Here is a 12803-nt window from a genome sequence, read left to right as displayed (position 1 = left end):
GCAGTAAGCCGCGTAGGTGGGGGTGGACGTTCCGGTGACCGCCATCATGGAAAGCCCGCATTCTTCCCAGGAATCCGCACCGGCCGTGCCGCAGCCCGGCCTGACCGCGAGGCGGGAGCTCCTGCACCCGCGGATCGTCGGCGTCGGTACGGCGGTGTCGCCCACCTCGTACACCCAGCAGGAGGTGCTCGACGCCTTCGCGATAACCGATCCCCAGGTCCGTTCCGTCTTCCTCAACAGCGCGATCGAGCGCCGCCACCTCACGCTCCCCGCCGTGGACGAAACCGGTGCCCGGATCGCGGAGCCGCAGGGCGACCTGCTCGCCAAGCACAAGCAACTGGCCATCGAGATGGGCGCGGACGCGCTGCGCGCCTGCCTGAAGCGGGCCGGCGCCGACCTGGCCGACCTGCGCCACCTGTGCTGCGTGACCTCCACCGGCTTCCTCACCCCCGGGCTCAGCGCGCTGCTCATCCGGGAGCTGGGCATCGACCGGCACTGCAGCCGCTCCGACATCGTCGGCATGGGCTGCAACGCCGGGCTCAACGCCCTGGGCGTCGTCACCGGCTGGGCCGCGGCCCACCCCGGCGAACTCGCCGTCGTGCTGTGCACGGAGGCCTGCTCGGCGGCGTACGCGATGGACTCGACGATGCGCACGGCCGTCGTGAACAGCCTGTTCGGCGACGGCGCCGGCGCGGTCGCGCTGCTCGCGGGCGAACGGACCGGCGAACAGGCGGGCGCGGCAGGCGCCGAGGAAGGCCCGCGGCTGCTGAAGTTCGCCAGCTGCATCATCCCCGAGGCCGTCGACGCCATGCGCTACGACTGGGACCGGGACCTCGCCCGGTTCAGCTTCTTCCTCGACCAGCAGATCCCGTACGTCGTCGGCGCCCACGCCGAGATCGTCGTGGACCGGTTGCTGGCGGGAACGGGCCTGCGGCGCAGCGACATCGCCCACTGGCTGGTGCACTCGGGCGGCAAGAAGGTGATCGACGCGGTCGGCGTGAACCTCGGCCTGACCAGGTACGACGTGCGGCACACCATCGGCGTGCTGCGCGACTACGGGAACGTGTCCAGTGGCTCCTTCCTCTTCTCCTACGAACGGCTGCTGGACGAAGGCGTCATCGAACCAGGGGATTACGGCGTGCTGATGACCATGGGGCCAGGCTCCACCCTCGAGACGGCACTGGTCCAGTGGTGAGGCGGGAGAGCGCCGTGAACGAGGCGCTGACGCTGACCGTCGACGGCACCGAGCCACTGTCGGCCGCCGCCGTCGCGGCCGTGCAGGAGGCCTGCGACCGAGCCGAGGCACAGGGCGGCTCCGGCGGCATCCTCACCATCCACGTCTCCGGGGCCCCCGGCGGCGACTGGACCAGCGGACTCGACGTGATGCTGGTCAGCAAGTGGGAGCGGGCGCTGCGCCGGCTGGAACGGCTCCCCGTCGCCACCGTCGCGGTCGCCGACGGCGACTGCGGAGGGACGGCGCTCGACGCGTTCCTGGCCGCGGACGTTCGCGCGGCAACGAACGGCACCCGGCTGCTGATCTCCGGGGACGCCACCGCCACCTGGCCCGGCATGGCGGGCTACCGGCTCGTCGCGCTGGCCGGCATGGCGAGAATCCGCCGTGCCGTGCTCTTCGGCCTGCCGATCGAGGCTCCCGAGGCGCTGCGGCTGGGCATCGTCGACGAGATCGTCGTCGAGCCCGCCGCCGCCACGGCGGCCGTCGCCGGCCTTGCCAGCGGGCTGGCCGGCAAGGAGCTGGCGATCCGGCGGCAGTTGCTCTTCGACGCCGCGACGACGAGCTTCGAGGACGCGCTCGGCCCGCACCTCGCCGCCTGCGACCGGGCGCTGCGCGGCACGGCCCGGCAGGAGGCGTCGTGACGGCACCCGGACAGCCGGACGTCTGGCCGAGCCTGCGGGAGGCGGCGGCCCGCGTGGAGGACCTGATCGCGGCGCACCCCGACCCCGGTGCGCGCACGCCGGCGCAGCGCGCGGAGCTCGCCGCCGCCAAGGACGCGGCCCGCGCGCTGCGGGTGCGCTACCTCGACACGCACGCCGACGCCGTGTACGAGCGACTCGCCGACGGGCTGCGCGTCGACGAGCTGGTGGCAGCCGCCGCGGACGCCTACCCCGGCCTGGTGCCGACGGAGAAGCAGCTCGCCGCCGACCGCGGCCACCGCCAGGCGGACAAGGAAGGCTGGGAGATAGACCAGGGCATCTTCCTGCGGGCGGTGCTGCGTTCACCGCTCGCGGGCCCGCGGCTGCTGGACGCGATGCTGCGGCCGACGCCGCGCGCCCTTCGGCTGCTGCCGGAGTTCCGCCGCACCGGGGTGCTGCGCACCCGCTCGGTCCTGCTGGAACGGCGGGACGGCGCCGCGCACCTGACGATGTGCCGGGACGACTGCCTGAACGCCGAGGACGGCGAGCAGGTCGACGACATGGAGACTGCCGTAGACCTCGCGCTCCTCGACGAAGAGGTGCACGTCGGCGTGGTGCGGGGCGGGGAGATGAGCCATCCCCGCTACCGAGGCAAGCGGGTGTTCAGCGCCGGTATCAACCTCAAGAGCCTGCACGCCGGCGGCATCTCGCTGACCGGCTTCCTGCTCCGCCGCGAACTCGGCTACCTCCGCAAGCTGGTCACCGGCCTGCTGACCGACCACGCCGGGGCCTGGCATTCCCGTACGGTCGAAAAGCCCTGGATAGCGGCCGTCGACACCTTCGCCATCGGCGGCGGCATGCAGCTGCTGCTCGCCTGCGACCTGGTGCTCGCCGCGGCGGACGCCTATCTCACGCTTCCGGCCGCCCGCGAGGGCATCGTGCCGGGAGCCGCCAACTTCCGCCTCGGCCGGCACACCGGCCCGCGGATCTCCCGCCAGGTCATCCTGTCGGGGCGGCGGATCCGGGCGACCGAACCGGACGCCCGGCTGCTGATCGACGAGGTCGTGGAGCCGGACGAGCTCGACGCGGCCGTGGCCCGCGGTGTGGCGCGGCTGCAGAGCCCGGCCGTCGTCGTCAACCGGAGAATGCTGAACGCCGCCGAGGAGCCGCCGGAGGAATTCCGCCGGTACATGGCCGAATTCGCGCTGCAGCAGGCGCTGCGCCTGTACGGCGAGGACGTCATCGACAAGGTCGGCCGGTTCGCGGGGCGCGCCGGATGAGCGACGCCGGCCCCCGGGTGCGGTGCGTCACGCGCGACCACGTCGCCTACGTCACGCTCGACCGCCCGGACGTGCTCAACGCGATGGACCTGCGCATGCACGATGAGCTCGGCGCGGTCTGGGACTACGTCGAGTCCGACGACGAGGTACGCGTCGCCGTACTCACCGGGGCCGGCGACCGCGCCTTCAGCGTCGGACAGGACCTCAAGGAGCGCGCCCGGCTGGGCGCTCAGGGCGTGCCGCCGACCACCTTCGGCAGCCGCGGCCAGAGCGGCTGGCCGCGGCTCACCGACCGCTTCACGCTGTCCAAGCCGGTGCTCGCGCGCGTCCAGGGCTACGCCCTTGGCGGCGGGTTCGAACTCGCTCTGGCCTGCGACCTGATCATCGCCTCCGAGCAGGCCGTGTTCGGCCTGCCCGAGGCGCGGCTCGGCCTGATCCCCGGAGCGGGCGGCGCGTTCCGGCTGATCCGGCAGCTGCCGCAGAAGGTCGCGCTCGGACACCTGCTGACCGGCCGCAGCCTCGACGCCGCCGAGGCCCTGCGGTACGGCCTGGTCAACGAGGTCGTACCGCAGGGCCGGCTGGACGACTGCGTCGCGGAGTGGACGGGGGACCTGGTGCGTTGCGCCCCGCTCTCGGTAAGGGCGATCAAGCAGGCCGCCCTGGCGTCGGTCGACATGCCGCTCCCGGACGCGTTCACCGCCACCTACAGCTGGGAGGAGCGCCGCAGACGCAGCCGGGATGTGGCGGAAGGGGTCAAGGCCTTCACGGAGAAGCGCGATCCCGTCTGGACCGGTAAGTGAGCGGAGAGTAAAGGGGGATGGCCCGATGCCGGTGGTGCCCGTCAACGGGATCAAGCTCAGCTACGACGACCACGGCTCCGGAGAGCCGGTGGTGATGGTCACCGGAACCGCCGCGCCCGGGCGGATCTGGCGCACCCACCAGGTCCCCGCTCTGAAGGCGGCCGGCTACCGGGTCGTCACCGTCGACAATCGGGGCATCCCGCCGACCGACGCCGGACCGCAGCCGTTCACCCTCGACGACATGGCGGCGGATGTCGCCGGCCTCATCGAGCACCTGGGCGCGGGCCCGTGCCGGGTCGTCGGCTTCTCCCTGGGCGGCATCATCGTGGCCGAACTGCTGCTGGCCCGACCCGAGCTCGTCCGGCAGGCCGTGCTGATCGCCTCCTGCGGCCGGGCGGACGCGCTGATCGCCGCCATGGCGGCCGCCGACCTGGCACTGGCCGACAGCGCCGGCCGCCTGCCGCCGGCGTACGTGGCCTATGCACAGGCGATCCAGAACCTGTCGCCGGAAACCCTCAACGACGAGGAGCGCCTCCAGGACTGGCTGGGCGTCTTCGAGCTGTCCGGGGCCGCCCCCGGGTCGGTCCGCGGCCAGCTGGGCCTGCAGCTGATCGGCAACCGGCTGCCCGCCTACCGCCGGATCCGTGTGCCCTGCCACATCATCGGCTTCGCCGACGACCTCGTCGCCCGCCCGCACCTCGTCCGTGAGGTCGCGGCGGCGATCCCCGGCGCCGGGTACACCGAAATCCCCGGCTGCGGCCACTTCGGCTGCCTGGAAAAGCCCGACGCGGTGAACGAGGCGATGACCGGATTCTTCATATCAAGCTGACGTATCCGAGCGATAGCCTTCCGGTCGCATACGGACGGACCGCGCTAGGGGTGGTGGGCGATGAGAGTGCTGGTGGTCGAGGACCACGCCGTGCTGGCGGAATCGGTGGCGCGGGTATTGCGCCGCGAAGGAATGGCCGTCGATGTCGTATACGACGGCGAACGTGCTCTGGAGAGCACCGCCGTCGTCGACTACGACGTCGTCGTGCTCGATCGGGACCTCCCCGGAATCCACGGCGACGACGTCTGCGGCACGCTCGCCGAACAGCCGCGGCAGCCCCGCGTACTGATGCTCACCGCCTCCGGCACGATGGCCGAGCGGGTGGAAGGGCTGAATCTGGGCGCGGACGACTATCTGCCCAAGCCCTTCGCCTATCCGGAGCTCATCGCCCGGATCCGCGCCATCTCCCGGCGCCCGCCGCAGGCGCTCGCGCCCGTCCTCGTCCACGGCGACCTACGGCTCGACCCAGCCAAGCGGCTCGCCACCCGCGGCGGCGAGCGGCTGCCGCTCAACCCCAAGGAGCTGGCGGTCCTCGAGTACCTCTTGGCCGTCGAGGGCCGGGCGGTGCCGACCGAGGAGTTGTTGGAGCGGGTGTGGGACGAAGCGACGGACCCGTTCACCAACACCGTCAAGACGACGATCAACCGGCTGCGCGCCAAGCTGGGTTCCCCGCCCATGATCGAGACGGTACCCCGTGGCGGGTACCGGATCTGAGGTGTCATGCGCTCGTTCCCGCTGACCGCGACCCACCTTTCCCGCGCCCGGGCCGCCGCGCTGCTGCGGCCCCGGCGGGTACGGATGCGCCTCACCCTGCTGTACGGAGCGCTGTTCGTCCTGTCCGGCGCCGTCCTGCTCACCATCACCTATCTGCTCGTGGCCGGCTCCACCGGCGGCCCCGTCCTGGTCAGCGGCTTCCAGGAGTCGTCGGAGTCGGGTGAGCCGCCGCGCCACAGCCGGTTCATCGGCGACGGCCGACCGGCGTCCGTCGACCAGCTCACGGAAGGGCTGCGCCAGCAGGCCGCCCGTACCCACGAGGAAATGATGAGCCGGCTGCTGTTCGAGTCGGCGATCGCCCTCGGGATCACGGCGGTGATCGCGATCTGGCTCGGCTGGGTGGTCGCCGGCCGGGTGCTGCGCCCGCTGCGCTCCATGACCACCGCCATCCAGCAGATCACAGCGCGCAATGTGCACGAGCGGCTGGCCGTCGACGGCCCGCGCGACGAGCTGAAGGACCTCGCCGACACGGTGGACGGCCTGCTCGGCCGGCTGGAGACGGCCATGGACTCCCATAAACGCTTCGTCGCCAACGCCGCGCACGAACTGCGCACCCCGCTCACGCTGGAGCACGCGCTGCTCGAGGAGTCCCTCATCGACGGCGCCTCGACGGTGGAGTCCTTCCGCAGCAACTTCGAGCGGCTGCTGGCGATCAGCAAGCAGCAGGGCCGGCTGCTGGAGTCGCTGCTGTTCCTGGCCACCAGCGAGCGCGGTCTCGAGCAGCCGGAGCCGCTGGAGCTGGCGCACCTCGCCGACGAAATCGTACGTACCTTCCGCCCGGCCGCCGAACGGCGCGGCCTGCGGCTCGTCGCCGACATCGAGCCCGTCGCCCTGCACGGCGACCCGGTGCTGGTGGAACGGCTGCTGGCCAACCTCCTCGACAACGCCATCGACTACAACCGCCCCGACGGGCAGGTGGAGATCACCATCGGCACCCGCATCGGCCGGGCCTTCGTCCGGGTCGCCAACACCGGTCCGCAGATCCCCGCGGACCAGGTCGACCGGCTGTTCAACCCATTCCAGCGGATGCGCCGCAACGCCGACGACGGCCACCACGGCCTCGGCCTGTCCATCGTCCGCTCCATCGTCACCGCACACGACGCCGAACTCACCGCGCAGGCCCGCCCGGACGGTGGCCTGGTCGTGCAGGTGGTCTTTCCCGCACAGCGCGAACTCAGCGGTGCTGCGACAACGTACGCATTCAGAAGGAATGCGGCTGATCGGTGACGGTGTGTGAGGTGTGCTGGCCGGGTGGCCTGCATGATGGGGGCGTCCAGAGGTTGCCGGTGAAGGCGCGGTGGATGGCCTCGAAGGCGCTGTGGTCGCGGCAGACGGCCAGGGCGCGCGCACCGGCAGCGATGGGCCCGGTGCCCGGTCACTGTCACTGTGGACAGCGGGAGGTCCCGGACCCGGCGGCGCTCGAAGCCGATGCTGTCGTTCTTGTCCGCCGCCGGAACATGATCCTCGGCAGTGTCGGGTTTCTCTGTCATGGACAGACCCGATCCACCGGCAATTCCAAATAGCGCGTCCAAGTGCCGAGAATACGCGGTTGGACGGGGCTGCCAAATTACGCTGCTTGTCGTCTTCCAGGGCCCTGATTATCGTTGACCACGCCCAGGCGAACCCACTGACGGGAGTGGTCATGGCTAATCCCTTCGACGACGAGAACGGCTTTTTTCTGGTGCTGGTGAACGACGAAAACCAGCATTCTCTCTGGCCCGCATTCGCCGAGGTGCCGGACGGCTGGAAGGTCGTTTTCGGCGAGGGAACGCGAGCGGCCTGCATGTCGTACATCGAGGAGAACTGGACGGACATGCGCCCCAGGAGCCTCGCCGAGGCGATGGACGCGGCCGACGGCGAGAAGGCCACGGCCGAATCCGTCAACTGACCGAAGAACGACCGACGGCGAGACAACGGGACAGAGGTGGTAGCTGTGGCCATGATGGGTGGCCCAGGACCGGTGATCGTGCGAGGGGACGGACCCGATCCGTCCATCGGGAAACAAGAGGTCAGGCCCGGCACCACTAAACGAATATTCCCGTACGCCAGGCGACACCGCCGCATAATAGCGGGCCTGCTGGCGGCGACGACGCTGAACGCCGGCATCGCGGTTGCCATTCCGCTGATGTTCAAATACCTCATCGACAACGGAATCCTCAAGAACGACACCTCGGCGGTCGTATGGATAGCCGTGGCCGTCGCCGGAATGTCCCTCGTGGCCGGCCTGCTGGGATTCGTGGAGGCCTGGCTGTCCGCCCGGGTCAGCGAGGGGCTCATCTACGACCTGCGGACCGAGGTCTTCGACCACGTACAGCGGCAGCCACTGGCCTTCTTCACCCGGGCCCAGACCGGAGCGCTGGTCAGCCGGCTCAACACCGACGTGATGGGAGCACAAGCGGCACTCACCTCGCTGCTCTCCACCGTCGTCTCCGCCGCGCTCACCCTCACCTTCGTCCTGATCACGATGATCTATCTGTCGTGGCTCATCACGCTGATCGCCCTGCTGCTGGCGCCGTTCTTCGTGCTGCCCGGCCGGGTCATCGGCCGCCGGATGCAGCGGCTCATGCGGCGGCACATGCAGATCAACGCCGAAATGGGCTCGATGATGCATGAGCGGTTCAACGTCACCGGCGCCCTCCTCGCCAAGCTCTACGGCCGTCCCGCCCGGGAGTCGGCCGAGTTCTCCGGACTGGCGGACAGAAGCCGCGACGTAGGTGTGCAGACCTCCGTCCACATGAAGCTGCTCTTCCTCTCCACCATGCTGGTCAGCTCGCTGGCCACAGCCGCGGTGTACGGGGTCGGCGGCCACTTGGTCATCGACCGCACCATCCAGATGGGCACCCTGGTGGCCCTGGCCACCCTGCTCACCCGGCTGATGCAGCCGATCGGTCAGCTCTCCAACGCCCAGGCGGACGTCATGAATACGCTGGTCAGCTTTGACCGGCTGTTCGAGGTCCTGGACCTGAAGCCGCTGATCGCGGAAAAGCCGGACGCGGTGGCGCTGCCGGCGGCGAGCGGGGCCGGAGACGGTGCCGGCGGCAAGCAGCCGCCCGCGGTGTCGATCGAGTTCGACAACGTGTCGTTCCGCTACCCCAAGGCGGCCGACGTCTCGCTCGCCTCCCTCGAATCGATCGCGTTACCGATGCCGGAGCGCGCCGGCGACGCCTGGACCCTGCGCGACCTCACCTTCACCGCACCGGCCGGCAAGCTCACCGCGCTGGTCGGCCGCTCCGGAGCCGGCAAGACGACCATCACGCACTTGGTGCCGCGCCTGTACGACCCGGGCACCGGCACGGTGCGCATCGGCGGACACGATCTGCGCGACCTGACTCTGGCGTCGGTGCTGGACACCGTCGGCATGGTCACCCAGGACGCGCACCTCTTCCACACCACCATCCGCCAGAACCTCAACTACGCCCGCCCGGACGCCACCGAGCAGGACCTGATCGACGCATGCAAGGCCGCGCAGATCTGGGAGCTGATCGAATCGCTCCCGGACGGCTTCGACACCGTGGTGGGCGACCGCGGCTACCGGCTCTCCGGAGGCGAGAAGCAGCGCATCGCCATGGCCAGGCTGCTGTTGAAGGCGCCGCCTGTCGTGGTCCTCGACGAGGCCACCGCGCACCTCGACTCGGAGTCCGAGGCAGCAGTGCAACAGGCCCTCAAGACCGCGTTGAAGGGGCGCACCTCGCTGGTCATCGCCCACCGGCTGGCAACGATCCGCGACGCCGACCAGATCTTGGTGATCGACGAGGGCCGGGTCCAGGAGTCGGGCACCCACGAGGAACTGCTCGAACAGGGCGGCCTGTACGCCGAGCTGTACAGGACGCAGTTCGCCGGTCAGTCGAAGAACGGATCGCCTGCGCCGCGACCGGAGCCGGTGCATGCGGGCGGGCCTGGGCCGGGTGGTCCTGGTGGTCCTGGTGGCCGTGGTCCGGTGCGGATCGGGATGGGACCCGAGCCCGGGATGGGGCCAGGCCCCGGGCTGGGCCCCGGGCCGGGCATGGGACCAGGCCCCGGCGGACCCGGACCCGGAGGCGGCCCCTTCTTCCACCAGGGCCCGCCGCCACCGCCGCCGGAGCACCGCTGACTCCGCACGTCCAGTGATCGACGACCCAGTGGAGACCTCTGGCATGTCTGACTCTCGCCGCTCGAATGTCACCAACACCGTTCCGGAACTGATCCGGGCCCACGCGCTTCAGTCGCCGGAGGCATGCGCGGTGCGGTGCGGCTCCGAGACCCTCTCGTACGGGGAGCTGGATGACCGGTCGAACCGGCTGGCCCGCTACCTGCGTGGGCTTGGGGTGGGACGGGAGTCGCGGGTGGGTCTGCGGTTGCCGCGGGGTGTCGGCATGGTGGTGTCGATGCTGGCGGTGTGGAAGGCCGGAGGCGCTTACGTGCCGCTGGACCCGGAATACCCGGCCGACCGCCTGGAGTTCATGGCGGCGGACAGCGAGGCGTCGCCGGTGATCGACGCCGCGTGGCTGGCCGGCGCACGGACGGCGATCCCCGCGGAGTCCGCACAGCCGCTCCACGTGACGCTCGATCCGGATCAGTTGGCGTACGTGATCTACACCTCGGGGTCGACCGGCCGCCCGAAGGGTGTGGCCGTTCCGCATCGGGGTGTGGCCGATCTGGTCGAGGCGATGGGACCGGTACTCGGTGCCGGTCCCGGTGAGGTGACGCTGCAGTTCGCATCGTTCAGCTTCGACGCCTCCGTGCTGGACGTAGCCGTCACCCTGGCGACCGGCGGCACTCTCGCTATCGCTGCCGGCGAGGAGCGTACCGATCCGCAGGCACTGGCGGAGATGATCGATACGGCCGGGGTGACGGTGGCCAGCGTGGTGCCCTCCCTGCTGTCCGTGCTCGACCCGCAGACGGTCCCGGGGGTACGCAACTGGGTGCTGGGCGCCGAGCGGCTGACCGCGAGCCTGGCCGCCAAGTGGCGGGCCCAGGCGGGGCTCTGGAACACCTACGGCCCCACCGAGTCCACGGTGATCGCCACCGCCGTGGAGCTGCCCGCCGGCCTCACCCCGGACGACCAGCCCCCGTCCATGGGCCGCGCCCTGCCCAACGCCCAGGTCTTCGTACTGGACGACCTCCTGCGCCCGGTGCCGATCGGCGCCACCGGCGAGGTGTATCTCGCCGGACCGGGTCTGGCCCGCGGCTACCTGGGCCGCCGGGAGCTGACCGCGGAGCGCTTCGTCGCCAGCCCGTACGCCGACGGCGGGCGTATGTATCGCACCGGCGACCTGGCGAAGTGGAGTGGGGGCGAGCTGCTGCACTTCCAGGGGCGCGCGGACGAGCAGGTGAAGATCCGCGGCTTCCGTATCGAACTGGGCGAGATCGAATCCGTCCTCACCGCGCATCCTGCTGTTGCGCAGGCCGTGGTGGTCGTACGGGAGGACCGTCTCGCCGCGTATGTGGTCGCTGCCGGCGAGCTCGCTTCCGCCGCCGTTCGCGAGCTCGCCGCAGCGCGTCTCCCGGAGCACATGGTCCCAGCCACGGTGACAGTGCTGGACGCGCTGCCGCTCACCCCCAACGGCAAGGTGGACAAAGCGGCGCTGCCGGCCCCGACCGTACGCGAAAAGGTCCGGGCCCCCGTGACGACCGCTGAACTGTTGCTGTGCGATCTCTTCGCCGAGGTGCTGGGCGTGGAGGAGGTCGGTGCCGACGACGACTTCTTCGCACTGGGTGGAGATTCGATCCTGTCGATGATGGTCGTATCCGGAGCCCGCCGGGCCCGCCTCGCGGTCACGACCAGGCAGGTCTTCGAGGAGCGGACCGCCGCCCGTATCGCCGCGGTCGCGCTGCCCCTGGGCGACGCTCCTAGACCCGTCGACACAGCTGCCGGTACGGGTGAGGTGCCGCTCACTCCCGTCATGCTCGAATTGCTTCAGCGGGTGCGGCCGGAAGACCTGCCGGAGGTCTTCCAGTCAGCCCTGGTCGCGACCCCGCGGGGAATGGACACGGCCACCTTGACGGCCGCGGTGCAGGTGCTGGTGGGTCATCACGACTTACTGCGGGCGCGGTTGGTGCCGGGTGCGCGGGCGCGGCTTGTGGTGCCGGAGGCGGCTGCGGGGCGGGTGTGGGTGCGTCGGGTTGATGCGGCTGTTGCGGACGTCGATGCGGAGGCGCGTGCGGCGGTGGGTCGGTTGGATCCGCTGGCTGGTGTGATGGTGCAGGCGGTGTGGTTCGACGCCGGGTTGGACGCGCCGGGTCGGCTGTTGCTCGTGGTTCATCACCTGGTGGTGGACGGGGTGTCGTGGCGGGTGTTGCTGCCGGATCTGGGCGAGGCGTGTGTGGCGTTGGCGGTGGGTCGGGAGCCGGTGCTGGCGCCGGTGGCGACGTCGTTTCGGCATTGGGCGCGGGAGTTGGTGGTGCGGGCTGGGAGTGCGGAGCGGGTGGCGGAGCTGGATGCCTGGACCGCGATTCTGGCGGGTTGCGATCCGCTGCTGACGGCGCTGCCGTTGGATCCGGTGCGGGATGTCGAGTCGTCGGTGCGGCGGGTGTCGGTGCGGGTGCCGGTGTCGGTGACGTCGGCGTTGTTGACCGGGGTGCCGGCTGCGTTCGGTGCCAGGGTTGACGAGGTGCTGCTGGCGGCGTTGGCGGCGGCGATAGGGGAGCGGGGCGATCAGGGCCGGACTTCGTTCCTGGTAGATGTCGAGAGCCACGGCCGGCAGCCGTTCGACAGCGATGGACTGGATCTGTCGCGGACGGTGGGCTGGTTCACCGGAATCCACCCCGTCCGGCTGGATGCGGGCGGGTCGGTGGCGGTCGGGGAGGTCGTCAAGCGGGTCAAGGAGCAGGTGCGCTCCGTGCCTGGGGACGGTCTCGGTTACGGCATGCTCCGGTATCTGAACGCGGATACGGCGGCGGAGCTGGCGGCGTTGCCGACCGCGCAGGTCGGCTTCAACTACCTGGGCCGCTTCAGCAGCCGCTCGGGCGACTGGCAGCTGCTCGGCGACGGCCTGGGAGAGGGCTTCGCGAGCCGGGCGTCGGTGATGCACGCCCTTGAGGCCGAAGGCGTCGTTCATGATCTGGCCGAGGGGCCGGAGCTGACGTTGGTGTTGGCGTGGCCGGAGCGTCTGTTGGGCGTGGAGGCGGCGCGGGCGCTGGTTGACGGCTGGGCAGAGATGCTGGCCGGGCTTGAGGCTCATGTGGCCGCGGGTGGTGGTGGTTTTACGCCGTCGGATTTTCCGTTGGTGGCGTTGGGGCAGTCGCAGGTGGAGGAGTTGGAGGCGGCGG

Annotated in this window: 10 protein-coding genes; all 10 read left to right on the top strand. The window is 70.7% G+C overall.

Going from position 1 to position 12803, the window contains the following annotated elements; all coding sequences use genetic code 11:
• The first annotated feature begins 34 nt into the window (after positions 1–34).
• Positions 35–1195 carry a 3,5-dihydroxyphenylacetyl-CoA synthase DpgA gene (gene dpgA / locus AB0I77_RS48710; RefSeq protein ID WP_363289424.1) on the top strand — a complete coding sequence of 387 codons (1161 nt, stop codon included), beginning with the start codon at positions 35–37 and terminating at the stop codon, positions 1193–1195.
• A 14-nt stretch (positions 1196–1209) separates the two neighbouring features.
• Positions 1210–1875: an enoyl-CoA-hydratase DpgB gene (gene dpgB, locus AB0I77_RS48705; RefSeq protein WP_363289423.1), complete on the top strand. Its 666-nt coding sequence runs from the start codon at positions 1210–1212 to the stop codon at positions 1873–1875.
• Positions 1872–3152, top strand: coding sequence for a (3,5-dihydroxyphenyl)acetyl-CoA 1,2-dioxygenase DpgC (dpgC, locus tag AB0I77_RS48700; protein WP_363289422.1), 1281 nt, complete (start codon positions 1872–1874; stop codon positions 3150–3152). Before dpgB ends, dpgC begins: the two co-directional genes overlap by 4 nt.
• Positions 3149–3952 (top strand): enoyl-CoA-hydratase DpgD, encoded by an 804-nt coding sequence (gene dpgD / locus AB0I77_RS48695; protein ID WP_363289421.1) that lies wholly within the window; start codon positions 3149–3151, stop codon positions 3950–3952. Before dpgC ends, dpgD begins: the two co-directional genes overlap by 4 nt.
• 25 nt (positions 3953–3977) lie before the next feature.
• Positions 3978–4781 carry an alpha/beta hydrolase gene (locus AB0I77_RS48690; RefSeq protein ID WP_363289420.1) on the top strand — a complete coding sequence of 268 codons (804 nt, stop codon included), beginning with the start codon at positions 3978–3980 and terminating at the stop codon, positions 4779–4781.
• Positions 4782–4841: 60 nt separating this feature from the next.
• On the top strand, positions 4842–5495 hold the full coding sequence (locus AB0I77_RS48685; protein WP_363289419.1) for a response regulator transcription factor: 654 nt from the start codon (positions 4842–4844) through the stop codon (positions 5493–5495).
• A gap of 6 nt (positions 5496–5501) precedes the next feature.
• A complete protein-coding gene (locus tag AB0I77_RS48680; protein ID WP_363289418.1) occupies positions 5502–6782 on the top strand; it encodes an ATP-binding protein in 1281 nt (426 codons plus the stop codon).
• A gap of 415 nt (positions 6783–7197) precedes the next feature.
• The gene (locus tag AB0I77_RS48675; protein ID WP_363289417.1) at positions 7198–7443 is read left to right on the top strand and encodes an MbtH family protein; all 246 of its coding nucleotides are present in this window, start codon (positions 7198–7200) and stop codon (positions 7441–7443) included.
• A 78-nt stretch (positions 7444–7521) separates the two neighbouring features.
• A complete protein-coding gene (locus AB0I77_RS48670) occupies positions 7522–9645 on the top strand; it encodes an ABC transporter ATP-binding protein (RefSeq protein WP_363289416.1) in 2124 nt (707 codons plus the stop codon).
• Positions 9646–9688: 43 nt separating this feature from the next.
• Positions 9689–12803 (top strand): amino acid adenylation domain-containing protein (locus AB0I77_RS48665; protein ID WP_363289415.1); only part of this gene is annotated, 3115 nt, incomplete at its 3' end.

It is taken from the genome of Streptomyces sp. NPDC050619 (assembly GCF_040654815.1).
GTDB lineage: Bacteria > Actinomycetota > Actinomycetes > Streptomycetales > Streptomycetaceae > Streptomyces.
The sequence above is the reverse complement of the archived record's forward strand: the minus strand, read 5'-3'. Positions and strand labels throughout refer to the sequence as shown.